General features: G+C 71.4%; 20 protein-coding genes. 14 read left to right on the top strand and 6 right to left on the bottom strand.

Annotated elements, in window-relative coordinates; genetic code table 11:
• Positions 1–85: 85 nt before the first annotated feature.
• From AB0C01_RS12050 to AB0C01_RS12035, 4 genes are all read left to right on the top strand, one after another.
• Positions 86–2,605 (top strand): serine/threonine-protein kinase, encoded by a 2,520-nt coding sequence (locus AB0C01_RS12050; protein WP_357571038.1) that lies wholly within the window; start codon positions 86–88, stop codon positions 2,603–2,605.
• A gap of 10 nt (positions 2,606–2,615) precedes the next feature.
• Positions 2,616–6,881 (top strand): FtsK/SpoIIIE domain-containing protein, encoded by a 4,266-nt coding sequence (locus AB0C01_RS12045; protein ID WP_357571037.1) that lies wholly within the window; start codon positions 2,616–2,618, stop codon positions 6,879–6,881.
• Positions 6,882–7,172: 291 nt separating this feature from the next.
• On the top strand, positions 7,173–7,973 hold the full coding sequence (locus AB0C01_RS12040) for a helix-turn-helix transcriptional regulator (RefSeq protein ID WP_357571035.1): 801 nt from the start codon (positions 7,173–7,175) through the stop codon (positions 7,971–7,973).
• Entirely contained in the window at positions 7,964–8,155 is a 192-nt protein-coding gene (locus AB0C01_RS12035; RefSeq protein ID WP_357249992.1) for a DUF397 domain-containing protein, read from the top strand. Before AB0C01_RS12040 ends, AB0C01_RS12035 begins: the two co-directional genes overlap by 10 nt.
• Before the next feature lie 74 nt (positions 8,156–8,229).
• Here the strand turns inward: AB0C01_RS12035 and AB0C01_RS12030 are convergent, their stop codons facing one another.
• Positions 8,230–11,031 (bottom strand): M14 family zinc carboxypeptidase, encoded by a 2,802-nt coding sequence (locus AB0C01_RS12030; RefSeq protein WP_357571034.1) that lies wholly within the window; start codon positions 11,029–11,031, stop codon positions 8,230–8,232.
• A gap of 128 nt (positions 11,032–11,159) precedes the next feature.
• Here AB0C01_RS12030 and AB0C01_RS12025 point away from each other — a divergent pair, with 128 nt between their 5' ends.
• A complete protein-coding gene (locus tag AB0C01_RS12025; protein ID WP_357249987.1) occupies positions 11,160–11,600 on the top strand; it encodes a hypothetical protein in 441 nt (146 codons plus the stop codon).
• Between the two features lie 174 nt (positions 11,601–11,774).
• Here the strand turns inward: AB0C01_RS12025 and AB0C01_RS12020 are convergent, their stop codons facing one another.
• Both AB0C01_RS12020 and AB0C01_RS12015 read right to left on the bottom strand, forming a co-directional pair.
• Positions 11,775–12,533 (bottom strand): VOC family protein, encoded by a 759-nt coding sequence (locus AB0C01_RS12020; protein WP_357249984.1) that lies wholly within the window; start codon positions 12,531–12,533, stop codon positions 11,775–11,777.
• 207 nt (positions 12,534–12,740) lie between these two features.
• Positions 12,741–14,066, bottom strand: coding sequence for a glycoside hydrolase family 18 protein (locus tag AB0C01_RS12015; protein ID WP_357249982.1), 1,326 nt, complete (start codon positions 14,064–14,066; stop codon positions 12,741–12,743).
• A 146-nt stretch (positions 14,067–14,212) separates the two neighbouring features.
• Between AB0C01_RS12015 and AB0C01_RS12010 the strand changes: the two genes are divergently transcribed.
• On the top strand, positions 14,213–15,097 hold the full coding sequence (locus AB0C01_RS12010) for a bile acid:sodium symporter family protein (RefSeq protein WP_357249979.1): 885 nt from the start codon (positions 14,213–14,215) through the stop codon (positions 15,095–15,097).
• A 16-nt stretch (positions 15,098–15,113) separates the two neighbouring features.
• On the opposite strand, the gene AB0C01_RS12005 is transcribed toward AB0C01_RS12010, so the two are convergent.
• Positions 15,114–15,533: a PPOX class F420-dependent oxidoreductase gene (locus tag AB0C01_RS12005; RefSeq protein WP_357249976.1), complete on the bottom strand. Its 420-nt coding sequence runs from the start codon at positions 15,531–15,533 to the stop codon at positions 15,114–15,116.
• Positions 15,534–15,676: 143 nt separating this feature from the next.
• On the opposite strand from AB0C01_RS12005, the gene AB0C01_RS12000 reads away from it, so the two are divergent.
• The 5 genes from AB0C01_RS12000 to AB0C01_RS11980 are packed head-to-tail and all read left to right on the top strand — an operon-like array spanning position 15,677 to position 20,220.
• On the top strand, positions 15,677–15,904 hold the full coding sequence (locus tag AB0C01_RS12000; RefSeq protein WP_357249973.1) for a hypothetical protein: 228 nt from the start codon (positions 15,677–15,679) through the stop codon (positions 15,902–15,904).
• A complete protein-coding gene (locus AB0C01_RS11995; protein ID WP_357571032.1) occupies positions 15,901–17,430 on the top strand; it encodes a multicopper oxidase domain-containing protein in 1,530 nt (509 codons plus the stop codon). The genes AB0C01_RS12000 and AB0C01_RS11995 overlap by 4 nt, the downstream gene beginning before the upstream one ends.
• Positions 17,431–17,435: 5 nt before the next feature.
• Positions 17,436–18,599, top strand: a complete 1,164-nt coding sequence (locus tag AB0C01_RS11990) for a sensor histidine kinase (RefSeq protein WP_357571031.1) — start codon at positions 17,436–17,438, stop codon at positions 18,597–18,599.
• Positions 18,596–19,261, top strand: a complete 666-nt coding sequence (locus AB0C01_RS11985) for a response regulator transcription factor (protein WP_357571029.1) — start codon at positions 18,596–18,598, stop codon at positions 19,259–19,261. Before AB0C01_RS11990 ends, AB0C01_RS11985 begins: the two co-directional genes overlap by 4 nt.
• A 50-nt stretch (positions 19,262–19,311) precedes the next feature.
• The gene (locus tag AB0C01_RS11980) at positions 19,312–20,220 is read left to right on the top strand and encodes an NAD(P)-dependent oxidoreductase (protein WP_357249961.1); all 909 of its coding nucleotides are present in this window, start codon (positions 19,312–19,314) and stop codon (positions 20,218–20,220) included.
• Here the strand turns inward: AB0C01_RS11980 and AB0C01_RS11975 are convergent.
• Positions 20,202–21,326 (bottom strand): glycoside hydrolase family protein, encoded by a 1,125-nt coding sequence (locus tag AB0C01_RS11975; RefSeq protein ID WP_357249958.1) that lies wholly within the window; start codon positions 21,324–21,326, stop codon positions 20,202–20,204. The two genes, AB0C01_RS11980 and AB0C01_RS11975, sit on opposite strands and share 19 nt — an antisense overlap.
• A 132-nt stretch (positions 21,327–21,458) precedes the next feature.
• Positions 21,459–22,421: an AraC family transcriptional regulator gene (locus AB0C01_RS11970; RefSeq protein ID WP_357571028.1), complete on the bottom strand. Its 963-nt coding sequence runs from the start codon at positions 22,419–22,421 to the stop codon at positions 21,459–21,461.
• 204 nt (positions 22,422–22,625) lie between these two features.
• On the opposite strand from AB0C01_RS11970, the gene AB0C01_RS11965 reads away from it, so the two are divergent.
• The 3 genes from AB0C01_RS11965 (at position 22,626) to AB0C01_RS11955 (ending at position 26,565) form a co-directional block, all read left to right on the top strand.
• Positions 22,626–24,197 carry an NAD(P)/FAD-dependent oxidoreductase gene (locus AB0C01_RS11965; RefSeq protein ID WP_357571027.1) on the top strand — a complete coding sequence of 524 codons (1,572 nt, stop codon included), beginning with the start codon at positions 22,626–22,628 and terminating at the stop codon, positions 24,195–24,197.
• 137 nt (positions 24,198–24,334) lie between these two features.
• On the top strand, positions 24,335–25,534 hold the full coding sequence (locus AB0C01_RS11960; protein ID WP_357571026.1) for a low temperature requirement protein A: 1,200 nt from the start codon (positions 24,335–24,337) through the stop codon (positions 25,532–25,534).
• A 158-nt stretch (positions 25,535–25,692) separates the two neighbouring features.
• Positions 25,693–26,565, top strand: coding sequence for an acetyltransferase (locus AB0C01_RS11955; RefSeq protein WP_357571025.1), 873 nt, complete (start codon positions 25,693–25,695; stop codon positions 26,563–26,565).
• Positions 26,566–26,634: the final 69 nt, after the last annotated feature.

Raw genomic sequence — 26,634 nt, 5'->3', positions numbered from 1 at the left:
GCTCCATAATGGACGGACATCGTCGCGCCAGTGGTCGGGGTATCGTTCGCACCGACTGTAGTGGTCGATGGCGAGGAGCACGAGGGTGTCAGATCCCCGGCCGGCGCAGCGGCTCGTTGCAAAGCGTTACCGGCTGGAGAGCGTCCTCGGCCGGGGTGGCATGGGTGTGGTCTGGCGGGCGACCGACGAGCTGATCGGGCGCACCGTCGCGGTCAAGGAGATCCGCGCTCCCGTCGGCCTGCCCGGCGAGGATCGCCGGTTGTTCGGGGAGCGGGCGCTGCGCGAGGCGCGTACCGCCGGGCTGATCAACCATCCGGCCGTCGTCGCGGTCTACGATCTCGTGCCGGCGACCGCCGACGACGAGGCCGCCTACATCGTGACGGAGTTGGTGGACGCTCCGACGCTCGCCGATCTCCTCGATCGGGAGGGGGCGTTGCCACCCGATCGGGTACGGGCCGTCGCCGTACGCGTGCTGGACGCGCTGAAGGCCGCGCACGCGGTCGGTGTGGTGCACCGGGACGTCAAACCCGGCAACATCATGGTGCTGGCCGGTGACCAGGTGAAGCTGCTCGACTTCGGCATCGCGCGCGCCGCGGGTGATGCCCGCCTGACCCGCCACGGAATGATGGGCTCGACCGGTTACCTCGCTCCGGAGCTGTTCCACGGCAGCGATCCCACGCCGGCGAGCGACCTGTGGTCGGCGGGTGTGACCCTCGCCCAGGCCGTCACCGGCGAGCTTCCGTTCGAGGGTGTCTCCACCGCGGCCACCCTGCACGCCGTCCTGTACGACGACCTGCCGGTCATCCGGTGCGGGGAGCCGCTGTCCACCGTGATCGCCGGCCTGCTCACCCGCGACGTGGCGCAACGGCTCACCGTCGAGCAGGCTCGTGGCCTTCTCGACGTCCCGGTCAGCGCGAGCGTCACCGGCGGGCGGGACAGCCCAGCAGCCCAGGAGCCCGAACGACCCGATCCCGCGGACAGCGACCCCGAGCCGGAGGGTGAGTCCTGGGAGCGGCAGGCCACGACCGTGCAGCCGGCCGGCCCTCCACCGACTCGTCAGCGACCGGCGGCGGCCCACCCGCCCGCCCCGTCGGCCACCGGCTTCGTGGTCGCGGTGCCCAGGCGGATCCGCAGGATCAACGTCGCCGCTCGGCTGGCTCTTCTCGGCGGCGTGCTCTGGGTAACCTTCCTGGCCGTCAACGTGGTGTCGAGCCTGGGTCTACCCGGATGGACGGTGTTCCCCGCCGTCCTCCTGCCACCGGTGCTGGGGGTCTGGCTGCTGTCGAGCATCGTGGATCCTCCGCACGGCACGATGAGTGTGGGCAGCCGTTCTGTGCGATTCAGCGCTGGTGGCGGGCCGCCGCAGGAGGTGCTGTGGAGAAACATCCTCGGCATCATGGTGTGGCCGGGAGCTGACGTGTCCACCAGGCGCAGCCGAATCGGCCTCGAGCTGACGGACGGGGTACCGGTGTCCACCTCCGACCCGTGGAGGATTACTGGAGTCCTCCACGAAGAGGACGGCAGGAGCCCGGTCTGGATCATCGCCGATGTCGTCGGGGTCAGCCCGGCGCAGATGGTCGACAAACTGCGTGTCGCAGCGCCCGGCCACGTCCGGATCGCCGATCGGTCGCGCGAGGTGCCGGGCTGGTCACCGCGTGCCCTCCGACCACTCGGGTCGCGGCGGCCGTGGGCGGTGCTGTGCGTCGTGGTGGTGGCGGGCCTGATCGTTAGCGGTCACCTGTTCCTCCACCGGCGGCAGGCGGCGCTGGTGGCTCTGCGCGACGAGCCCGTCAGCGCGGTGGCGTTCAGCCCGGACGGCGCGACCCTCGCCAGTGCGCACACCGGGACGTTCGGCATCACGCTGTGGGACGTCGCCGACCGCAGGGCCACGGCCGTCATTCCGGGGCATGCCAACACGATCAACGTCATGGCTTTCAGCCCGGACGGGAAGACGCTGGCCAGCGGCGGGGAGGACGGCGTCGTCAAGCTCTGGGACGTCGCCAGCCTGCGGAACACGACCACGCTGACCGTCGGACACGGCGTCTCCAGCGTGCTGTTCACGCCGCAGGGGACCAGCCTGGCGGCCCTCGGTCACGGCGACGTCAAAGTGTGGCCCCTGTTGTCTCCGGACAGCCGCATCGACCTGGTCACCCAGCAGACGGACGTCACGACCATCCGCTTCAGCCAGGACGGTCAGGTGCTCATGACCCTCGACCAGCGGGGTGCCCTGCGCGCCTGGCAGACCGCCACCGGACAGAACGGGGGCCGCATCGACGGGCCAGTCGCGCCCTGGGCGGACCTCACCACCGACGGGGAGGTGCTGATCCGCGCCACGGGCTCCAACACGATACTGGCCACCCTGGTCAGCGACGCGGGCACGCCCAGTGCCACGGCATTCGGCCCGGACGACCTCTTCGTCACCGCTCGCCGAGACGAGATCAGAGTTTGGCACACCACGACCGGCCGGACCGCGCACGTGTACCGGCCGGGACCCTTCACCGGCCCCGACCTGGCCTCCGACGTGGTGGCGCTGAGCGCGGCCGGCGCTGCCGTGCTGGGCGGGAATGAGGGGCTGCGGTTGTGGACGTACGGCTCGGACAGGTGAGGGCACAATCATGATCCTGCGTCTGACCGTGTGGGACCGCAGTACCGGGACCGCACACGATGTCGAGGTGATCGCCGCGCCCACCAGCAGCGTGCGGTCCGTGCTCGCGGGGCTGCCCGTCTCCGTGGCGGGCCGGCGCTGCTTCGTCGGAGCCGTCGCGTTGGACCCGGCCGCGAGCCTGGGCAACAGTCCACTGCTGCGCGGCTCGGTGCTCAGCGTGGGCGGACCCGGGCCGGTCGGCCGCCTGGCCACCGATGGCGCAGCGGGTGTGCTGGAGGTGGTGGGCGGCCCGGACGCCGGCCTGGCCGTCGCCCTGCGCGCCGGGATCCACCCGATAGCTCGTCGCTCCGCGGCGGCGTTGCCACTGCGGGACACCGACGTCTCCCGGGACACGCACGCGCTGCTGGAGGTCGCCCCGGATGGCACGGCCACGGTCACCGACGGCGGATCGAGCAACGGTACGTACGTCGATGGCGTGCGGATCGCCGAGCGGGCCGTCGTCGCGCCGAACACCGTGCTCCAGATCGGCGGCAACGAGCTGCGGTGGACCCCGGTGCCGGCTGGGGCGCGCCGACTCGTCCGAGCCCCGGACGGTCGACTCGACTTCGACCGCGCGTTCGGCCACGCCCCGGTGATCCCCGCCGTCGAGGTGACCCTGCCGTTTCAGCCGAGCGTGACCCGAGGCCCGGTCGCGGCCGCGTACCTGCTGGGCGCCGCGGGATCCGTGGGGGCCGCGCTGCTCACGCAGTCACCCGTCCTGTTGCTCGGCGCTGCGGTCTCCATCGGGGGGTTGCTGCTGCACCAGCACGCGCAGAACAAGCAGGATGCGGAGCGCGAGGCCGAGTTCACCGCGGCGCGGAAGGTCGTCGACGCGACGATCGCCACCCAGGTGGACGCCGAGCAGCGGGTTCGCCGGGCGCTCGCCCCGAGCCCGGCCGAGATCGTCGACATCGCCCGAGGTGCCCGCGTCGATCTGTGGACGCGTCGGGCGTCCGCACCGCACTCGCTGGCACTACGGGTCGGCGTCGCCGACGAGCCGGCATCGGTGACGGTACGCGGGGAGCCCTGGACCGGCTTCCGCCCCCCGCGGCTGTCGGCCGTCCCGGTCACCGTGGACCTGCGCACCATCGGCGTGCTCGGGGTGACCGGCGCCGAGCAGTCGGTGCAGGCCGTCCTGCGGTGGCTGCTGGTCCAGCTCGCCACCCTGCGTGGCCCGGACGACCTGCGGATGGTGCTGCTCAGCGCCGATGAGGGGGGCCGTCTGGCCTGGGCGCGTTGGCTGCCGCACGTCGACGCGGGGGACACGGCGACGTACTCCTGCCGGGTCGGCAACACGACCGCGACCCGGGCCGACCGGGTACGGGAGCTGCGTATCCTCATCGCGACGCGGCGGGCCGAACGCGGCCCGCAGCAGTTCGACGACGTGGTCGTCGTCCTCGACGGCGCGTTGGCGCTGCGGGACCTGCCGGGCATGGACGAGGTGCTGCGGGACGGTCCGGCGGTCGGGGTGCACCTCATCTGCGCCGATCGGCACAGCATGAACGAGTGCCGGGGTCTGATCGAGATGGCGGAGGAGTCGGCACGGGTGACTCGCAGCCCGGACGGCCCGCCGGTGACGGTCCGGGCCGACACGCTCGACGCGATGACCGCCGAGCGGTTGGCGCGGGCACTGGCCCCGATGCGGGACCGGGCGACACTCGGGGCGGCCCAGCAGGCCATCCCCGGTGCGGTGCGCCTGCTCGACCTCCTGGACCTCGGTGCGCCCAGCGGCGACGATGTGCGGGCGCTCTGGGAGCGGGGGCGGGGTCCACGGACTCGCGTCGTGCTCGGTGCGGACGCGACCGGACCGGTGTACGTCGATCTCGCCGACCAGGGACCGCACACCATGTTGGGCGGCGCGACCGGCGCGGGCAAGAGCATCCTGTTGCAGACCCTGGTCACGTCGTTGCTGTTGGCGAACCGGCCGGACGAACTCAACCTGGTGCTCGTCGACTTCAAGGGCGGCAGCGCCTTTCTGCCCTTCGAACGGTGCCCGCACGTCGTCGCGCTCATCCGCTCCACCGGCGAGACTGCCGCCGACGTGTTCGACGACGCGGCGGCGGCCCGGGTGCTCGCCTCGATCCGAGCGGAGGTGAGCCGCCGGGAGTCCCTGCTGGCCCGATACGACGGGGAGATCGACAGGTACTGGCAGAAGCGCCTGGCGGGGGCGGACCTGCCGCCGCTGCCCCGACTGGTGATGATCTTCGACGAGTTCGGTCGGGTCCTGGACGCCGCGCCCGACTTCGTCAAGGAGTTGGTCAACGTCGCCGCGAAGGGGCGGTCGCTCGGGATGCACCTCGTGCTGGCCACGCAGTCGTTGCAGGGCAAGCTTTCGCCCGAGTTGAAGAACAACGTGTCGCTGCGGATCAGCCTTCGCCAGAACGAGCCGGCGGACAGCACGGAGGTGCTCGGAGTCCCCGACGCCGCCACCATCCCGGGCGCGTTGCGCGGCCGTGGCCTGATCCTGTGCACCACTGCGGAGTCCCGGATCCCGCAACCGTTCCAATCCGGCTACCTCGGCGACCCCCCGCCGACCGGTGGGGCCACCCCGGCCGTCGTCCGCGCCCTGAACCCGACGGACCTCGGCACCCCTCGCCCGCGCGCCGCACCCACCGGGGGAGCGGGACCCACCGACCAGGACCTCACCATCGCCGCGATCGAGGACGCCGCGGATCGGTCCGGGCTGTCGGCGCCCTTCCGGCCGATTCTGCCCCCACTGCCGGCCACCCTGACGGTGGACGAGCTGCCGGCGCGGTGGACCGCCGCCGCGCCGGCGACCGCCGTACCCTTCGGCCTGGCCGACGACCCGGCGCGCCAGGCGCAACCGGCGGACTTCCTCGACCTGGCCGGAGTCGACCGCCTGCTCGTCGCCGGTGGCCCGCAGTCCGGCCGAACGACGATGGCCCGCACCCTGATCACCGGCCTGGCCGCCCGCTTCCGACCCGACCAGGCACACCTGTACGTCGTGGAACGGCACCCGGCCGGCCTGGCCGAGTACGCGGCGTTGCCGCACTGCGGCGGGGTCTTCTCCGCGGCGGAGCCCGACCGGATCCGTCGCCTGGTCACCTGGCTGGCCGAGGAGGTCCAACGCCGTGCCGGCAGCGCGCCCCCGGCGGACGAGGCACGGCCGCACATCGTGGTCGTCGTCGACGGTTGGGAGCACTTCGAGGATCACAGCGACCCGGCCTTCGTCGAGACGTCCCTGCTCGCCACCCTGCGCGGCGTCATCACCGCGGGCGCTCCGCTCGGGGTGCACGTCGTGCCGTTCGGTGGTCAGGACATGCTCAACCACCGGCTGCCGACCCTCTACAACCGGAGGCTGCTCCTGCCGTTTCCCAAGGAAGAGACCCGGCGGATGCAGTTGCAGACCGGCATGGCCAGCCCGCCCGCCCTCCCCGGACGGGCCATCGACGCCGGCAGCGGCCGGCACGTGCAGGTGTGCCTGCCGACGCGATCCGGCAACGCCGACGCCGTCGAACCGCACGACGCACCCGCGCACCGGCTGCCCCGGCGGTTCCCGGCTCTGCCCGCGCGCGTCGACCTGGCCGCACTCGGGTCGAGCGCCGACACCGGGGGGCTGTCCACCTGGATACCGCTGGGCGTCGGCGGGCCGGACAACACCACCGTGGGCACCGACCTGTTCCACGCCGACTCCCACCTGTTGCTGATCTCCGGTGCTGCTGGCACGGGCCGCACCACCGCGGCGGCCACGATGGTGCACGCGCTACGGCAGCGGGGGATCGGCGTACTCGCCGTCGCCCCACTCCAGTCCCCGCTGCCGAAGCTGCTCCCCGACGACGCCGGGCTTCGGGTGCTCACCGGTGCGACGTTCAAGGACAGCGACCTGCGCGAGGCCGTCGCCGGGTTCGGCGACGAGCCGTACGCGGTGGTCGTCGACGACGTCGACCGGATCGCCGTGCTCCCCAGCGAACAGGGCTTCGCGAGCAGCCCCACGTTGCTGGACGACATCAGCAGCCCCGCGGCTCGCGGACGGCGGGCACTTGTCGTCACCGCGGACGCCGCCCCCCTGCTGACCGGTTTCCCCAGCCCGCTCACCCGTCTGGTCAACGCGATCGTGATGGCGGGAACTCGTCTCGTGCTGGTCCCGCCCAACCGGTCGGCGGCGGTGGCCCACAACATCACTCTCGAACCCGACCAGTACCTCACCGGCCCGCCCGGTCGGGGCTACCTCGCGGCCGGCCGTACGCCGGTGCTGGTGCAGGTGGCCGCGCCCTAGGACCGACCGAGCCGCCACAACCCGGCACTGGTGGCGCCCCCTGTGGCGCAAAATCGGCAAGGTCCACTCGACTTTCCGGAAGTCGGGGTGTCGGCGGCCCTTGGACACCCCGACTTCCGGAAAGTCGAGTGGATCAACCAACTTCCGGCCGCGCCGGTGGTGACGCTCCGCTGTGGAGACCACTACGCTCGGACGGTGAATTCCCGGTCGCCAGCCTCGGGCCGCGCTGACGAGACGGTCTACGCCGGGCACTGGCACGAGTAGTCGATCTTCTGGTTTGGGGAGTGCTGAATGGCCGACTTACCGCACACGCTCGCCGCGTTCATCGTGACCGAGATCCGCCGGGCACGAGGGACCGCCGGGATGACGCAGGAGTCGTTCGGCCGAGGCGCGGGTTTCAGCGCCTCCCACGTCAGTGCCGTGGAGAGCGAGACGCGGGCGCTGACGATGGACTTCATCAAGGGCGCGGACCGGGCACTCAAGAACGGCGGCCTCTTCGAGCGCATGGTGGCGAACCTGGGGGCGCCATCCTGGTTTCTGCCGTGGTTGGACGCCGAGCGCGTCGCGACTCAGCTTCGGTCCTGGCAACCGTCTCTGATTCCTGGCCTACTCCAGACCGAGCACTACGCCCGAGCGGTCATTCGCTGCGACGACACGCTAGGTGACGAGGATGTCGATAAGCGACTTGCGGCTCGGCTCGACCGGCAGTCGATCCTCACCCAGCCGAAGGCACCGCAATTCGTTGCGGTCATCGGCGAGGAGGTGCTGCGACGGGCGGGCGAGGACTTTCGGGGGATCATGGTCGGACAGATCACGCACTTGTTGACCTTGGTCGAGCGTCCGAACATCAGTGTCCACGTCGTGCCGGGCGACGTGAGCATGCATGCCGGGCTCACCGGTCCGTTCATCCTGGCGCGGGCCGCCGATGGCAAATGGGTCGGCCAGTTGGAGAACCAGCTTGGCGGGGCGGTCATCAACAACGACGATGACATGGCTACGCTTCTATCGAAGTGGGAGACCGTACGGAACGAGGCCCTACCTCGGCGGCAGTCAACTGAGCTGATGAAGGAAGTGGTGACGTCATGGACCTGACCGGCGCTACGTGGCGAAAGTCCAGTCGAAGCGGCTCCAGCGGTGGCGACTGCGTCGAGGTTGCGGACAACCTGCCGGGCATCGTCGGTGTGCGGGACTCCAAGGACCCCGCCGGGCCGGCTCTGCTCTTCGGGCCGGTGGCCTGGCGGGCGTTCGTCACCGAGGTCGCCCGGCGGTCGTAACCGACCCCTGCACACACACCGAAGCGGCCCGCCCCCGAGACCACGGGGACGGGCGCTTCCGCTGTGCGGGTTCGTCAGCCGACCACCGACCGCAGCGGCACCTTGGCGTCGCGGAGCGCGCGTACCAGATCGCTCGCGAACGGGTGTTCGTCGACCTGGAGGCCCTGCGGGTTGGGGATCACGACGTACACCGAGGTGCCCTTCGCGGACGTCCTCGCGTCGGTGGTGAAGCGTTCGACGATGGCCCGGGCGCGCGGCAGGTCGCTCGCCGCGACCTCGACGGTGATCGGCCGCCACCCGCCGCCGAGGTCCGGGGTGACCGGCGCGGCGGCGGCGCTGGCGCGCGCCGGGTCGAGACCGGCCGTGCGCCGGCCGTCCGGCGCGCCCGCCGGGTAGAGCAACGCGTTGGCCACCAGGTGCAGGCCACTCTCGTTGTACGCCCGGAAGAGCGGGTTGAACGCGAACAGCACCGCCCGACCGGCGCCGGTGGGCTCGTCGACCACTGCGGCCGTGCCCTTCAGGGTGTCCGCGCCGACGGTGTAGCCGTTGGCCCAGAACGTGTCACCCGTCGGGTAGCTGAGCACGTTCGTGCCGGTGGTGCTCGGGTTGAGGACCGGGTCGCTGTTGTTGAACTCGAAGTCCTCCGCCGGACGGCCCAGGGCGACCGGGTTGTCGGTGTCCACGTCGACCCGCAGGTGCGAGCCGATCACCAGGTAGTCGGCCGGCTTGGTCTTCTCGGTGGTGGAGGTGAGCCCGGCGGCGCGGGCCAGCCGGGTGCCCTCGTTGCGCAGCCCCACGTAGGTGTGGCCCTGGGCGATCCAGGCGCGCAGGTTGGCCTGGCCGGCGGCGGTCAGACCGCCGGTCGCGCTGCTGCCGTCCGGGACCAGCAGCACCGTACGACCGGTGAACGCCTCGGTGTTGTCGTTGATGTCGGCAGTGGTGACCGGGGTGAGGTCGAGCCCCCACCGCTTGCCGAGCACGTAGCGGGCCTCGCCGTGCGAGCCTGCGGTGGTGGAGATGCCGGTGCCCTGGAAGAGCCCGACATCGGGCAGGGCCAGGCTGGTGCCGGTGGGCCGCCCGCCCGGGGTGAGGGTCACCCCGAACGACTCGGCCAGCTCGTCGACAGTGCGGCTCAGCTTGGTCGCCGGGATGGCGACCCGGCTGGTCGTCAGGTCGCGAACCAGCGGCACGCCGCGACCGAGCAGGCTGAACGTCAGCTCCGCGGCGGCCGCCGAGTCGAGCGGGTACGTGTACGAGCCCCACGGCCACGCCGGGGCGGTCCGGCCGCCGGAGATCGCGCGGACGAGCTGGGCCTTCGGTCGGACGGCGTCGCCGGTGTAGATGGTGGAGACACCCATCAGCAGCGGGTTGCTCCAGGACGACACGTCGTAGAAGTAGGGGAACGGCGTGTAGGGATCCTCGCCCATGACGGCCTGGATCCAGTGCTTCTGCGGCTGGTCCATCGGGATCCAGTACGCGCCCTTGGGCACTGTCACGTTCGTGGCGCTGCGCCCGCCGAAGACCCGTGCGGTGGGGACCCGGGTCGCCTGCTGCACCTCGTACACCTCGACGTCCATCCGGCGCAGCCGCTCGACGAGTTGGCGGACGTCGGCGAGTTGCCGGTCGGGCAGCAGGAAATACGAGCGGATCGTGATGTCGGGCACCGGGAACTGGACCTCGTTGGTGGGCTGCACCACCTCGTTCGGTTCGAGGGTGCCCGTCCGGCCCTGGGCGAGGGCGTCGGTCCAGATGTCGAAGTAGCCGTCGAGCACCTCGCGCTTGTTGGCGGCGGCCCAGCCCAACGTCGACCACTGGGTGTGGAACTGCTGCTGCACCCGGTCGGCCACGGCCGACGCGCTGCCCTTCTCGTACGTCATGCCGGCCGCGCCGAAGCCGGTGGTCGGCACGGTGTCGCCGTAACCCATGAAGAACATGTCGTACGTGTCGTAGTTGAAATAGCACTCGGTGAAGGCGGTGTCGTCGCAGGCGCCGTTGTAGCCGAAGCCGGCCTTGTTGGCCTCGCCGATCCGGTTGATCCAGTCCACCGCCTCGCCGGCGATCTCGTGGTGGATCGGGTCGGCGTTGGGCGGGAAGAAGTACTGCTTGCCACCCATCTCGTGGGCGTCGACGAAGACCTGCGGCGGGTAGCGGCGCAGCAGTTCGAGCTTGCCGTCGGTCTCCTGCTGGGTGCGGGCGAACCAGTCCCGGTTCAGGTCGAAGCCGAACTCGTTCTGCCGGCGGGTCGCGTCGCGGCCGTCCGGGTTCTGCGTCGGCACGATGATGGTGACCAGGTTGTCGTTGCGCCGGGCGACCTCGCAGGACAGGCCCGCCGCCAACTCGTACAGGGTCTTGAGCGCCGCGTCGGTGCCGCTCTTCTCGCCGCCGTGCACGTTCGCGGTGACCCAGACGATCGCCGGGCTGTCCTTCGCCGTGCGGGCGGCCGTCCGCGCGCTGGTCCGACGGGGATCACGCAGGTCCCGTACGTCGTCGGCGATCCGGCGCAGGGCGGCGGGCCGCACGTGGCGTTCGTTGGACACCACCGCGTACGGCAGGGGTTGCCCGGCCACGCTGGTGGCCAGCACCCCGGTGACGACCCGGTCGGAGGCGCTGTCCACCGCCCCGAGGTAGGTGCGGACCTCCTCGTTGGTGACGACCCGCTCCTGGCCCACGCCGAGCGGGAAGCCGAACACGGCCTCCGGTGCGGGCACGGTGCCCAGGTGTGCGGTCGGGTCGTCGCTGCAGGTGGACGGGCGGGCGGCGCTCGCGGCCGAGGTGCCGCCGAGCAGGGGAGTCAGGCCGAGCAGGAGCGCGATCGTGGCGGCACTCGCCAGCCGCTTCGGGGGGACCGTCCAGAACGGGCGCGTCGATGGGGACATGTGTCGTGTTTCCCTTCTCGGGAACAGCCTCGCAGTGGCCGGAGCCTATGAACGGGCCGACACGACGGTCAAGGGTTGATCGACACTGTTCACTACTCGGCGTGCCGGACCGGATGCGGACTGGCAGGATGACGGGTGGATTCATCGTCGTCTGGAAGGAGCAGGCCGTGTCGGAGATGATCGCGCTCTCGGTCCATCCGGATTCTCCGTCCGCCGATGCGCGGCGGTCGCTGGCGTCCTGGCTGCGCGCCGAGGACCGGCTGCGCGAGGGTGTGACGTCGCCGCCGGCCAGTCAGCCACCGGCCGGTGCGGCGCCGGCCGACGGCACGGACCCGCTGCGGGTCGCTGTCGACGACGCGGGCGCCACCATGGTGTTGGTGCAGGCGGTCGCCGGCTGGCTCATCCACCGCCGGGACGACGTGACGGTGCGGCTGGCCCGGCCCGACGGGTGGACAGCCGACGTGGACGTCCGTCAGGCGCGGGACATGGACCAGGTGACCGCGCTCATCGAGGCCGCCGTGCGCGCGCTGCCCGATCGCCAACCGTCCGCCATGACGAGCGACAGCTGAGCCGCCCGACCCGGTCGACCGCGCCGCCCGTACCCCAGGATCGTTCACGGGTCGACGGTCCGCCGGACCACGCTGACCGATATCGGTCCCTGCGCGGACATCCGGCAGACCGCTCCGAAGTGGAGTGATGTCGGGTTCTCGACCCAGCGCTACCGCCCGGGTGTTCCGGCCTGATCAGCCGGACTCGCCCCCGGGAGCGGCGAGGACGCAGAGCTCATGTCCGTCTGGGTCGGTCAGGCAGATCCAGGAGACGTCGCCGCCCTGGCCCACGTCGAGATCGGCGGCACCGAGCGCGCGCAGGCGAACGGCCTGGGCGGCCTGGTCGTCGCCCGTGTCGGGCCGCAGGTCGAGGTGCAGCCGGTCGAGTGTGGGCGTGGTGCCGGGGACGCGGACGAAGGTGAGGTCCGGTCCGGTGCCGCGGCCGGACCGCAGGGTGGCCCGCTCGCCGGTGACGGCAACCACGGGCCAGTCGATCGCCGCGCTCCAGAAGCGAGCCATGGCGGGCGGGTCGGTGCAGTCCATGACCACCGCGGAAATAGGGCCGGTGTCCCGGCCGGTCTCCTGCGGTCCTGGTACGCAGAACTCGTTGCCCTCCGGATCGGCCAGCAGGGCGCAGGACGCGCCGAGCCGATCGGCGCCGGCGGGTTTCGCGCCAAGCCTCTCCAACCGGGCCAGCAGCTCGGCCCGGTGTCCGGGCGAGCTGCTGGCGAGTTCGAGACGCATGCGGTTCGTTGTCGCTGTCTTCGGCTCGGGGACCGGGACGATGTCGATGCCCAGAAAGTCCGGGTCCGGCCAGACGAGCTCGGCTCGGGGCCCGACGTACGTGGTGACGCCGGGGTGGAACGCGTTCCAGCCGAGCGCCTGAGCCCAGAACTCGCCGACCGCGACGGGATCGACTGCCTTGATGTTCACATGAGCCGGTCGCAGAGCCATGCCCCGATTCTAGGGAAAGCGGGCATTCGGTCATCGGCACCAAGGCGTACGACCAGATGACCGAGCCCGCCGACATCGACATCCACCTCGGCACGTCGGGTATCAGCGGCCCGACGGCGTGACGCAGCGGCAGTTCCCGGCACGGTCCCGCCGGCCCGCCGCCAGCCGAGGAGTCGGCCGGCGGCGGGCCGGGTGGATCGAATACCCCTACCAGGTCGTGAGGCCGAGGCCGATGGTCCTGGTCAACGTGGCGTTGTCGTCGTCTCCGTCCAGCGACCAGATCATCGCGCCGGCCAGGCCGGCCCGGCGGATGTAGAGCGTCTTCTGCAAGACGACCGCCGGATCGTCGTACGTCCAGAACGTCGTACCGTCGAAGAGCCAGGCGTGCCCGGCGCGCAAGTCGCGGTGCACGGCGTAGCCGTTGCCGGCCAGGGTCTTGAGGTTCTTGTAGTCCTCGTAGCCGGCCTCGAAGGTGGCCGGTGCCGGCCCGGTGGCCGGCCCGAAGAGGCCGTTGCCGCCGCCGGTGACGCCGGTCCAACCGCGACCGTAGTACGGGATGCCGAGCACGAGCTTGTCGCGCGGCGCGCCCCGGGCGATCCAGCCGTCGATGGCCACCTCGACGGAGAAGTCCGGGTTGTCCGGCGATCCCGCCGGTACGCGCAGCGCCGACTGCTGGTTGGCCACCGCCTCCCAGCCGCCGTGGAAGTCGTAGCCCTGCACGGTGGCGAAGTCCAGGTACTTGAAGATCTTGCGGCCCTCGTAGCCGGCGTCCATGGTGGCCGGGTTGGCCGGCAGGAACGCGGTCAGCGGGTGGTGCGTCCGGGTCGTGCGGCCGTACGCGTCGAGCTGCCGGCGGAACTCGGCCAGCAGCTTGGTGAAGTTCTCCCGGTCCTCCGGGCGGATGACGTTGCCCGGCTCACCCGCCCAGTTGGGCCACTCCCAGTCGAGGTCGATGCCGTCGAAGACGCCGGCGGCGGCGCCCGGGGCACCCGGCAGGTTGCCCTTGAGGTAGAGGTCGACGCAGGACGCGACGAACGCCTTGCGGGAGGCGTCGGTGCGGGCGGCGTTGGAGAAGTACGTCGACCAGCTCCAGCCGCCCAGCGAGATCAGCACCTGGAGCTTGGGGTGCTTGGCCTTCAGCTTGGCGAGCTGGCCGAAGTTGCCGTTGAGCGCCTGCCCCGGGGCGTCCGCGACACCGTCGACGCTCTCCTCCGCAGGGACGGGACGCTGGTAGTCGGCCCAGGCGTCGCCCTCGCCCGGCCCGCCGTCCAGGTAGCAGCGGCCGTCCTCACTGACGTTGCCGAAGGCGTAGTTGACGTGGGTGAGGCGGCTCGCCGCCCCGGAGGTGTCGAGCTTCTTGACCGGGAAGGCTCGCCCGTAGATGCCCCACTGGGTGAAGTAGCCGACCCGGTGGTAGCCGGCGCGGCGCTGCTGGTGGTCGCCGGCGCTGGCGGCGGGGGGCGGGGTGGCGGTGATCAGCAGGGTCGCCAGGGCGACGACGGCGGTGACACGGCGGTGGCGGAATGGTCGCATCGGCACACTCCCACGACGGTTGACGCACAATTAGTAAAGACACTTATCTGATTGATGAAGTTAAGCCGATCACACTCCACGGTCAAGAGTCGACCGGCCACACGGGGGATTGTTAACGCGTTACCGGCTGGTAACGATGTTGTGCCATGGACTCCGCCCTGACCCTGATCGGTCTGCCCATCGCCCTCGGCATCATCATGCTCGGTCTGGGTCTCGGCCTGACCAGCACGGACTTCCGCCGGGTGGCCCAGCACCCACGCGCCGCCGTCATCGCGCTGGTGTGCCAGGTGCTGGTGCTGCCGGCGCTCTGCTTCGGACTGGTCCTCGCGTTCGACCTGGCACCGGAGTTGGCCGTCGGCATGATGTTGCTGGCCGCCTCACCGGGCGGCACGACGGCCAACCTCTACAGCCACCTGTTCGGTGGTCACGTGGCCCTGAACATCACCCTGACCGCCATCAACTCGGTGCTCGCCGTGGTCACCCTGCCGATCCTGGTCAACCTGTCGGCCGCGTACTTCCTGCCGGACGGCCGCAGCATCGGACTGCAGTTCGACAAGGTGGTGCAGGTCTTCGCCATCGTGCTCGTCCCGGTCGCGATCGGCATGCTGATCCGCGCCCGGGTGCCGCACGCCGCCGAACGGCTGAACCGTCCGATCCGGATCCTCTCCGTCGTCGTCCTCGTCGCCGTCATCGCCGGCGCCGTCCTCGGCGAGCGGGAGAACATCGCCGACTACTTCGTCTCCGTCGGCCTGGCCGTGCTCGCGTTCAACCTGCTGAGCCTCGCGATCGGGTACGGGGTGCCGCGGCTCGCCGGGGTGGACCGGCGCGCCGCGACCGCCGCCGGGTTCGAGATCGGCATCCACAACAGCACCCTGGCCATCACGATCGCGCTCAGCCCCGCGCTGCTCGACAGCACCCAGATGGCGATCCCGGGTGCCGTCTACGGCATCGTCATGTTCTTCACCGCGGCGGCCTTCGGCTACCTGGTGACCCGCGCCGGCACCCGGTCCACCGCCAGCCTCACACCCTGACCAGCGGCATCAGCCGTCAGCCGACCTGGTCGTTGTCCTTGAGCGAACCCCAACCGTGCCACCTGTCGATCTCGATCAGGGCACTGACCCGGGCGCGCTCACGTCGCGGGTACGCGTTGCCGGTGTAGTGCAGCGACAACCGGTCGATGTCCGCCAGGTCCTCGTCGGCGCGCAGCTCGGCGACGTGCCCGACGATGCTGACATGGGTGTACCAGCCGGCCTCGTCGAGCACGGTCAGGGACACCCGCGGGTCGTTGCGGATGTGCTGCAACCGGCGGCGGCTCTCGTCCAGGTTCACCAGGATCCGGCCGTCCTCCCACAGGTACCAGGTGGCGGCGGACACCGGCTGACCACCGTTGCGAAGCGTGGTCATCACGGCCGGGTTCGGCTTCCGGAGCATCGCGATCGCGGCCTCGGGAAGCGGTGGCTTGGACATGCAGTCTCCTCGTCGGGTCGGCGTTTACCCCTGCACGTTACGCACCCGCGGGCTCCGATCACGCGTGGACCGGCAGGTACATCGCAGGGAGTACCTCGTGCAGCGGATGTGACCCCCACCCGGTGGTTCGTACGGTCGGCGTCATGAACGGGAAACCTGCTCCGCTGCTCGTCAGCCGCCGCCTCTGGGCCGGGCTGGCCATCGTCCTCGTCGGGGTCGTCTTCAACCTCGGGTGGTTCTTCGTCCCCCCACAGGTGTGGCTGGACGACCCCGGATTCGTGCCGATGCCCGAGGTGCTCCTGGGCTGGTGGGTGATCATCATCGGCCTCGCGCTCGTCGCCTGGGCCATCCTGCGCCGAGTCCGCCGGTGAGCACCCGCCGCCGGGTGCTCGGCTGGCTCGGCGCGGTGGGCGGGCTGGTCGTCCTGCCCGCCGCCGGGTTCGCCGGATACCTGTGGGCGGACTCGGGGCGGAGCAACGTCGGCACGTTGACGTTCCGAAACCGGCTCCGGATCCCGCCGATACTGCCTCCGTCGCTGGCGGCGGACGGGGTCCGACGATTCCAGCTCACGCTCGCCCCGGGTCGCACCGAACTGCTGCCCGGCACGACCACCAGCACCTGGGGTACCAACGGGCCGATCCTCGGCCCGACGCTGCGGGCGAGCCGGGGTGACCGGGTCAGCGTGGACGTGCGGAACCACCTGCCGGAGATGACGTCGCTGCACTGGCACGGCATGCACCTGCCCGCCCGGATGGACGGCGGGCCGCACCAGCCCATCGAGCCGCGTGCCACCTGGCGGCCGAGCTGGACGATCGAGCAGCGGGCCGCGACCCTCTGGTACCACCCGCACCTGCACCACAGCACCGCCGCGCACGTCTACCGGGGTGTCGCCGGGCTGTTCATCGTCGACGACGACACGGCCGTGCGGTTGCCGAAGGAGTACGGCGTCGACGACGTCCCGCTGATCGTGCAGGACCGCAAGATCGCCGACGACGGCACCCTGGACGAGTCCGACCTCACGTTCGGCGGCCTGACCATCACCGGCCTGCTCGGCGACAAGATCCTGGTCAACGGCACCTACGACCCGTACGTCGAGGTGGTGACCGAGCGGGTACGGCTGCGGCTGCTCAACGGCTGCAACGCCCGGATGCTGTACGTCGGGTTCACCGACGACCGTGAGTTCACACTCGTGGCGACCGACGCCGGGCTGCTCAGCTCGCCGCAGCCACTGCGCCGGCTCCTCCTCTCACCCGGTGAGCGCGCCGAGATCGTGGTGGAGTTCCGGGCCGGCGAGTCGGTCATCCTGCGCAGCTTCCCGGCGCCGCTGCGGGCGAACCCGCTCTACGGCCGGCTGGCGGGCGGCAGCGACACCCACGACCTGATCAAGATGACGGCGGCCGAGCCGCTGCGGCCGAGCCCGCCGGTGCCGGCCGAGCTGACCCCGGCCGCGCCCGCGCCGACGGTGACCCGGCCGGCGCCCTTCCGCCTGGAGATGGGCGACTTCCTCCTCAACGGCGCGACGATGGACCCCGCCCGGATCGACCGCGTGACGCGGACCGGTTCGGTGGAGGCGTGGGAGGTCGTCAACGGGCAGTCGATCCCGCACAACATCCACGTGCACGGCGCGTCGTTCCACGTGCTCGACGTCGACGGCGAACCGCCCGCCGCCGAGTCGCGTGGGGAGAAGGACACCGTCTACGTGCCACCCGGCAGCGTCGTCCGGCTGGCCGTGCGCTTCCTGCAACACTCCGACGTCCGGACGCCGTACATGTTCCACTGTCATGTGCTGGCCCACGAGGACGCCGGGATGATGGGTCAGTTCCTGACCGTGTCGCCGCAGGACGAACCCTCCGTACCGGTCACCCTCGACGGCGGTCACACCCACCACGGAGGATGAACCGCATGCGTGCCGCCGACCTCCTCCTCGCGTTGGCCAGCGCCGCCGCCATCACGATCGCGACCTCGGTGGCGGCCGAGCCGGCCAGCGCGTCGTCGGCCGTCGCCGCGTACGCGCTCGGGGCGGTGCTGGGCGGTCTGCTGCTCTTCCGGCGTCGTCGACCCGTCACCGTGCTCGTCCTGTCGCTGATCGCGATCATGGGTTACAACCTCACCGAGCTGCCGAGCGTCTCGCCGATCTGGCCACTCCTGCTGCCCCTCTACACCGTCGCGAGGGCCGGGCAGGCGACGATCGGCGCGGCGATCGGAGGTGCCACGCTGCTCGTCTCCGCCGGTTGGGTGCTCAACGCCGGCGTACCGCTGCTCGAACTGTTCGACGGGGTGTTCCGCGAGGCGGCCCTGCTCGCTCTCGCCCTCGTCGCCGGCACGGCGGTCCGCCACCGGGAGCTGTTCGCCCAGGAGTTCAGCGCCCGCCTCGCCGCCGAGCGCCACCAGCAGGAGCGCGAGTCGGCGCGGCAGGTCCTGGAGGAACGCCTGCGCATCGCCCGGGAGCTGCACGACGTCACCGCGCACACCGTCGCGGTCGTCGGCATTCAGATCAACCTGGCCCGGGAACTGGTCGAGGACGATCCCGCCGCGACCCGCGAGCTGCTCGACACCGCGCGCCGCGTCAACACCGACGCGATCGGTGAGCTGGAGACCGCCGTACGCCTGTTGCGGGACCCCTCCGACGCGGCGGCGACGGACCGCCACCCCGTGCCCGACGAGACCATGATCGAGGCTCTGCTGGCCCGTGCGGCCGACGGTGGCCTGCGCGTCGAGTTCCACCGCGAGGGCACCCCACGGCCGCTGCCACCGGCGGTCGGGTTGGCCCTCTACCGGATCGCCCAGGAGTCGGTGACGAACGTGCTGCGGCACGCCGACGACGCGGCCGTCACGGTGACGTTGCGCTACGGCGACGAGGACGTGCGCCTCGACATCGTCGACGACGGCCCGCAGGCGACGGTGGCGGACCATCGGCCCGGCCACGGGCTCACCGGCATGCGCGAACGGGCCGCCAGCGTCGGCGGGAGCCTGACCGCCGGGCCGCGACCCGACGGTGGCTTCAGCGTGCGCGCCAGCCTGCCGTCCGCCCCGGCCGAGGAGTCGACGGCGGCGAGCGCCCGGTGAGCGTACGGGTGCTTCTCGCCGACGACCAGCCGCTGGTCCGCAGCGGTCTGCGGGGTCTGCTCGAACGCGACGGCGACATCACCGTCGTCGCGGAGGCGCAGGACGGCGCGGAGGCGCTGCGGCTCGCCCGACAGACCCGACCCGACGTCGCCCTCCTCGACATCCGGATGCCGCACCTGGACGGCCTCGCCGTCACGCGGCGGCTCGCCGAGGACCCGGCCACCGCAGGAGTACGTGTCGTCGTGCTCACCACCTACGACATCGACGCGTACATCTTCGAGGCGTTGCAGGCCGGCGCGAGTGGGTTTCTCGCCAAGACCGCGAGCCGGGAGGAGCTGTGTCGGGCCGTCCACGTGGTGGCGGAGGGGGAGGCCCTGCTGAGCCCGAGCGTGACCCGCACCGTGATCGCCGAGCTGGCCCGCCGCCCACGCCCGCCGCAGCGCTCACCCGAACGGTTGGCCCCGTTGACGGCCCGCGAGCGGGAGGTGCTGGCCTCGGTCGCCACCGGGCTGAGCAACGCGGAGATCGCCCAGGCGCTGCGGATGAGTCCCCTGACGGTGAAGACCCACGTCAGCCGCATCATCACCAAGCTCGGCGTCCGAGACCGTACCCAGCTCGTGGTCCTGGCGTACGAGAGCGGGCTCATCACGCCCGGCGGCTAGGTTGGTGGGGCGCGTGCGGGCCTGCGGTCGCTTTGGGCGAGGATGTGGTGATGAGCAACCCCGCACTGCCCAGGCGTGTCGTCGTCACCGGGGCCACCGGAAAGCTCGGCCGGGCCGTGGTCGCCCACCTGCGCGCCGTGGGCGTCGACGTGCTCGCGGTGGACCGCGCCGGCGGCCGCGACCCGCGCGACGTGGCCGGTGAGTTCCTCCTGGCCGACCTGACCGACTACGGGCAGGTGGTGGAGGCGTTCACCGGGGGCGCCGACGAGCACGCCGGCGGGGTCGACGCGATCGTGCACCTGGCGGCGGTCCCGGCCCCCGGGCTGAGGTCCAACGCGACCACGTTCGCGAACAACTCCGCCGCCACGTACAACGTCTTCGCCGCGGCGCGGGCGGCCGGGATCAAGCGGGTGGTGTGGGCGTCCAGCGAAACGGTGCTCGGGCTGCCGTTCGACACCCCGCCGCCGTACGCGCCCGTCGACGAGGAGTACGCGCCGCGGCCCGAGTCGACGTACTCGCTGAACAAGGCCCTTGAGGAGGAGATGGCCCGGCACTTCTGCCGCTGGGACCCGGAGCTGGTCATGGTGGGTCTGCGCTTCTCCAACGTGATGGACGTCGAGGACTACGCGCCGTTCCCCTCCTTCGACGCCGACCCCCAGGCGCGGCGGTGGAACCTGTGGGGCTACATCGACGCCCGCGACGGGGCCCAGGCGGTCGAGCGTGCGCTCGCCCACGACCGGCCCGGCGCCGACGTCTTCATCATCGCCAACGCCGACACCGTCATGACCAGGTCCAGCGCCAGCCTGATGGCGGAGGTCTACCCGGGTGTGGAGATCCGCAAGGAGCTTGGCGAGCACGAGACGCTCCTCAGCATCGACAAGGCACGACGGGTGCTGGGCTACGAGCCGCGCCACTCCTGGCGAGACCACGCGAATCCGGTTCAGCGCGCGGCCTGGTAGGCGCGACCGACGGCGGTCGCCTCGCTGCCGGTGCGGAAGAGGCCGCTCTGGTCCTTGTCGGTGGCGGGCAGGCCGAACCACGCGTACCGGTGCAGCCAGGACTGGCCGGCCAGCATCCGGGTCGCCGCGCTGAGGAACGCGGCCTGCTCGGCCTGGGTCGGGAAGCGAACACCGTTGGAGAAGTCGATCAGGGCGAACTCGGTGAGCCAGATCGGCAGCTGGTAGCGGTCGTGCACCGCCTGGAGGTACGACCTGAGCTGGTTGACCGCGTTGGCGGTGGTGAAGTCACCGCCGTACCAGTGCAGGGCGATGAAGTCGACCCGGTAACCGCGCTGCTTCGCGCCGGCCATGAAGCGGTCGAGCCACTCGCCCGGCCGGTCACCGCCCCAGGCCACCGCCGGGCTGCCCAGCGGCAGACCCGTCGCTTCCAGCTGCGGCCACAGCTCCAACGCCTGCTCCACGCTCATCTCCGCCTGACCCTTCAGGTCTGGCTCGTTGAACCCGAGCAGGTAGCGGCCGTTCTGCTTGGCCTTCTCCAGGTTGCTGGCGGTGACGCTCTTGGCGCCCCAGATCATCGGGACGAACTCGGCGTTCTTCGGGCTGGTGACGCCCTGGTGGGCGACGTCCCAGGTGTAGTACCAGCTCGCCCCGGAACTGGCCAGTGCCTGACTGACCCCGTCGAAGGTCCACACCCCGACACCCTTGCGCTTCGAGGTCACGGCGGTCGCCGCCGGGGCGGCCGGACGCCTGGTCGTCGGCGTCGCCGTCGCCGTCGGCTTGGTCGTCGGCGTGGGGGTCGGGGTCACCCCGGCCGGGCTGGCCGTCGCGGCGGGCGTGGTCGCGGTGGGTGCGCCGGACTCCGGGCTCGTCGTCGACGGTGGCGTGTCGAGCGCCTGCGTGGCAGCGGGAGCGGGCGTCGGCGCGGTCGGTTGCGCCACGACGGCCACCCCGGTCACCAGTACGGCGACCGCGGCCGCCACGGCGAGGGGCCACCGCAGGCGCCAGACGCCGATCGGAAGGCGACGGACCATCAGGCGTCGGGGCTCCGCGTGGACTCCCCGGGACCCTTTCGGGGTGTCCGCTTCACCCGGGCCGGTTGCGCGCATCGTCTCGACTCCTTCGTGTGATCGCACCGCTGATCGATGCTCCGCTGGCGGGAATCCCGCCAACACCTCACCTCAGGAGACTTGCCAGACGCGACCGGATAACAGTTTCGAAGGTGGTCGGCCGGACGATCGTCAGCGACGGAGGGTCGCCGACGGCGACTCACCGAACCGGCTCCGATACTCGGTCGCGAACCGACCGAGGTGCACGAACCCGTGCCGCAGCGCGACGGTCGTCACCGAGACCCCCGGCTCGGCCGCCCGCAGCGATCGGTGCGCCGCGTCGAGGCGACAGGCACGCAGGTACGCCGTCGGGGTGGTCCGCAACTCCCGCCGGAAGCAGTCCTGCAACGTCCGTACGCTCACCCGCAGCGCCTCGGCGACATCACCGACGGTCAGTGCCTCGCCGTGGTGGTCGGCGATCAGCGTGCAGGCCCGGCGGACCAGCCGCCCGGGGTTGGCGTGGTGGCCCGGCTCGGCGAGCAGGTCGGAATGGCTGTGCCGGTGGGCCAGCAACAACTGGCCGATGAGCCCCTGCTCGAAACGGGCGGCGACCTGCGGATGGTCGAACAGGGACGCGTCCGTCGGCTGTGCCAGCTCGTCGGCGAGGAACGTCACCCCACGCGCCCACGCCTGCGCCCTCGGCGTGGTCATGACCATGCCGATGTCCAAGCGGACCGGGTCGTCCACCGGGCGGCCCAGGAGACGGGTGAGTTCCCGGTCGACGGCGCGCCGGTCGGCGTAGAAGATCCGATGCGGCGACCCCTCGGACCACCGCATGTCCGAGGGATCGTACGGGGACAGGACGGAGGCGACGTCGGGTGTCGAGGTCACGGTGTGGCCGGAGTGTCGGACCACCGTGCTGCCGGCCCGGGGGATCTGGACGAGATAGAAGCTCTCCAGGGCGGGGGGTTGGATCCGGACCTCCTGCCCGTAGTCCAGGTCGACGACACCGACCCCGCCCACCCGGCGTGCCGCCATCCGCAACTGAACGGCGCGCACGCCCGCCTGCGGGGTGAGTCGGTGCGGACAGAAGATCTTGCCGACCTCGGCGCGGGCCTGGTCGATGTCGTCCGTCCGGACCGTCACCGCATCCATCCGACCCCTCCCGGGCGTCTCGGTGCGCTGACCATAAGGCGGGACTAGGAACGGCAGTGCCGCAAAGCCGTACACCCGACACGGGCCGGCCGGCTGCGCGGAGTGGACACACCTCGCGCGCAGCGGATAGCGACGGTCCCGGCCCGCTCGTTAGCGTGCGCTCACCACCGCTACCGCAGTGGTGGACCCGCTTCGGAGGATGCCATGAGAATTGCCGTCGTCGGCGCCGGATTCGCCGGTCTGAGCGCAGCGAAGGTGCTGCGGCAGAGCGGGTTCGACGTCACCGTGTTCGAGAAGGCCCCCGACGTCGGTGGGGTGTGGAGCCGCACCCGGCGTTATCCCGGTCTGCACACGCAGAACAACAAGGGCACCTACCACCTGTCCGACCTGCCGATGCCCACCGACTATCCGCAGTGGCCCTCGGGCGAGCAGGTCCAGCGGTACCTCGAGAGCTACGTGGAGAAGTTCGGACTCACCGGCGTGCTGCGTCTGTCCACGGAGGTCGTCACCGCCGAGCTCATCAACGACGACACCGGGTGGCTTGTCACGTCACGGCCGGCGGGCGCATCGGAGCCGGTGACGGTGCAGCGGTACGACCACCTGATCGTCGCCAACGGCATCTTCTCCGACCCGGTCGTGCCGTCGTTCGACGGGCACGCGGCCTTCGCCGCCGCCGGCGGGCGGGTCCTGGCCACGGGGGAGTTCCACGACGTCGAGGCGGCCCGGGGCCGCAACGTCCTCGTCGTCGGGTACGGCAAGTCGTCCTGCGACGTGGCGGTTCCGCTGAGCGACCTCGCCGCCCAGACCCACGTGGTGGCCCGGGGATTGCTCTGGAAGATGCCCCGCAAGCTCGGCGGGGCGCTCAACTACAAGTACCTGCTGCTCACCCGGATGGGTGAGGCACTGTTCCGCTACCTCCACCTGAGGGGCTTCGAGCGGTTCCTGCACGGTCCGGGCAACGGTCTGCGCCAACGGATGGTCGACAGCGTCGGCTCGGTCGCGACCAGGCAGCTCAAGCTGCGTGAGTTGGGTCTGGTGCCGAATGGCAGCTTCGCAGACATCGCCCGCAGCACGGTCAGCCTCGTCACGGAGGGCTTCTTCGAGCGCGTCGCCGACGGCCGCATCGCCGTGCACCGCGACCAGGTGATCACCGAACTGCTTGTCCACGACGGTCGGCCCGCCGCCCGCCTGGCCGACGGCACGGTGCTCCCCGCCGACCTGGTGATCTGCGGCACCGGCTTCCGCCAGCACGTGCCGTTCTTCGACGACGCGCTGCACACGCGGTTGCAGGACGAGGCGGGCAACTTCCAGCTCTACCGCCAGATCCTGCCCCTCGGCGTGCCACGGCTGACGTTCGCCGGCTACAACTCGTCGTTCTTCAGCCCGCTCAGCGCGGAGATGGCGGCGGTGTGGACGGCCGCGTACCTGCGGGGTGGGATCACCCTGCCCGCCGAGGACCGGATGCGCGACGAGGTCCGCACCCGCCTGGCCTGGATGGCGGCGCGCACCAACGGGCGGCACGCCCGCGGGACGAACATCATCCCGTTCTCGATGCACAACATCGACGAGGTGCTCGACGAGATGGGGCTCAACCTCGGCCCGCTGACCCGGGCACGGCAGTGGCTGCTCCCCGTGGACCCGCGCTCCTACCGGGGCGTGACGGCGCGAATGATCGCCCGTACCGCCGATGGCGGCACGACGGGCGAGGCCGCATCGGCCCGGTCCGCGCACGGGGGGATCCGGCATAACCACGAAGAGTCTCACGTATCCGGATAAAGTACGCAGACAGGAAGCAGGCGGTACGGCCAGCGGGAGGGCCCGGGACGATGGCAGCGGAGCAGGTCGCCGAACACCGTCACCGCCCCGGCGTTCCCGTGCCGGCGGCTGTGGTCGGCTGAGCTGTCCCGCCGTCCGTGCTGACGCGCCCCAGGATGCTGCGCGGGCTCGGCGACAGCAGGAGCCCCGACTCCGCGACCGTCCTGGAACTGCTGTTCGACATCGTCTACGTCTTCGCGCTCGCCCGCCTCGCCGGGCGGGTGGCGGACGATCTGACAATCGTCCGGCACACGCTGCTGTCGGAGGCCGGCCAGACGGTGCTGTTCTTCGCGGCGATGTGGATGATCTGGTCGCTCAACGCACTGCTGGCGAGCACCTACGACCCTCGCCGGGCGGACCTGCAGGCCGTGCTGCTGGCGACGATGTTCGGCACGCTGGTGCTGGCCGTCTCGTTGCCGGAGGCGTTCGGCAGGCGCGGCGTGGTCTTCGCCTGCACGTACGTCATCATCCAGATCGGCCGACCGCTCTTCCTGACGTTCGCCCTGCGTGGCCACCCCGGTCGGACGCTCGCGGCCCGGGTGCTGACCTGGCACACGGCCTCCGCCGTGCTGTGGATCAGTGGCGGTATCAGCGGCGGCCTCGGTCGGGGCGTCTTCTGGACCCTCGCCCTCGCCATCGAGCTCACCGGCACCGCCACGGCCTGGCCCGTGCCGTGGCTCGGCACGGGGTGGTTCCACCGGGCGGGGGTCGCGGTCTCCCACGTCCACCTCGCGGAGCGGTACAACCAGTTCTTCATGATCGCCCTCGCCGAGGTGGTGCTCGAAGCCGGTGCCGCCGTCAGCTTTCCCGGCTTCACGATGGCGGGGATCATCACCCTCGTCGCCGCCTTCGTGACGGCCGTCTCGTTCTGGCGGATCTACTTCTACCACGTCCGGTCCGGTCAGGCCGCGACCCCGGGCGGGCAGGGGATTCAGCTGTCCCGGTGGGCGAGCTACAGCCTGCTGATCATCGTCGGGGGCATCATCTGTACGGCGGTCGGCTTCGGGCAGATCATCGAGCACCCGCACCCGCCGATCGACTGGGCCCTGGTGGTCATCCTGTTCGGTGGCCCGGTGCTGTTCCTGTTCGGGCGGAGCTTCCTGGAGAAGGAGAACCGATACGCGCCACGCTGCCGGATGCTGTACGTCGGTGCGGCGGCGCTGGTCGTGGCGGCGCTGCCGATGGTGCTGCTCCCGCCGGTCGCCGTGGCGGCCTCGGCGGCGGTGATCCTGGCCGGCATCGCCGTGTTCGACCAGCGCGCCCACCGGCGTGGGTCGGAGACCAACCCGACCCTGTGACACATCGTTGCGGTTCGACGGCTGCCGCGCGTATGGTGCTCTGGCACGCCGTCGAGCTGGAAGGAGGTCAGAACAATGTCCGATGTTCTGCGCCCCCTCCGCGCTCCGGCGTCCGCGCGGATCTGATCCGGGGCGCGCGCTTCCCGGAGGTTCCACCCATGACTGATCTGGTCATCCGTCCGCTCGTCGCGGGCGAGGAAAATCTGTTCGACTCCATGCCTGATCCGCTGCCCCAACTGCGCCAGGTCGCCTACGCCGACGGGATCGCCGGCGGCGGCTACCGGCCCGAGACCACCTGGGTCGCCCTGCGCGCCGGCCGGGTGGTCGGCCGGGCCGCCTGGTTGCTCCCGCCAGGCGCCGTCGATCTGGACGCCGAGCCGGAGGTGGGTGCCGAGTTGCTGCACGCCGCCCACGAGGCGCTCGGCGGCCCCGGCCGGTACTACGCCGCGCTGCCGGCGCACTGGCGGCGTCGGCCCGAGGTGCTGGCCGTGGTGCGGGCGCCGATGGCGGCGGCCCGGCTCGCCGGGCTGGTCGAGCGGGGGGAGCGGCTCAGGTGTTCCTGGGCGGGCACCCCGCTGCCGGCGTCCTCCGGGCGCTACGACTTCCGGCGGCCCGCCGACGCGGCGGAGATCAACGCCCTGGTGGCCCGGATCGCCGAGCCGGACGTGCTGACCGGCGTCGAGATCGCGCGAGCGGTCGCCGGCGTCGACCTGGCCACCGACCCGCTGGCCTGGCTCGGCGACGCGACCGAGGAATGGCGGATCGCGCTGGACGCCGGGGAGGCGGTGGGTCTGGTCGGCACGGCCGGAGACGCCTGCTACCCGCTGCTGGCCTACCTCGGCCTGCTCGACGACGCGGCCCGACCCGAGCTGTTGGTCGAGGCGGTCCGGGTGCTGGCCGCCGGCGGTGCCCGGGAGATCATCGCCGACGTGGACTCCCACCAGGTCGCGGTGCTCGCGGAACTGGAACGAACCGGGTTCCGGCAGTTGCGCTCCCGGATCGTCTTCGCACCAGGGGACGCTCCGGAGTAGCCGACCGGGGTGCGCCCTGTCACCGGGGCGCACCCCTCGGCAGACCCCGACCCACCCCCCTGTCAGCAT

This window comes from Micromonospora sp. NPDC048905, assembly GCF_040649655.1.
In the GTDB taxonomy this organism is placed as follows: Bacteria; Actinomycetota; Actinomycetes; order Mycobacteriales; family Micromonosporaceae; genus Micromonospora.
Note: the sequence above shows the minus strand (reverse complement) of the source record. Positions and strands in the feature narration are given on the sequence as shown.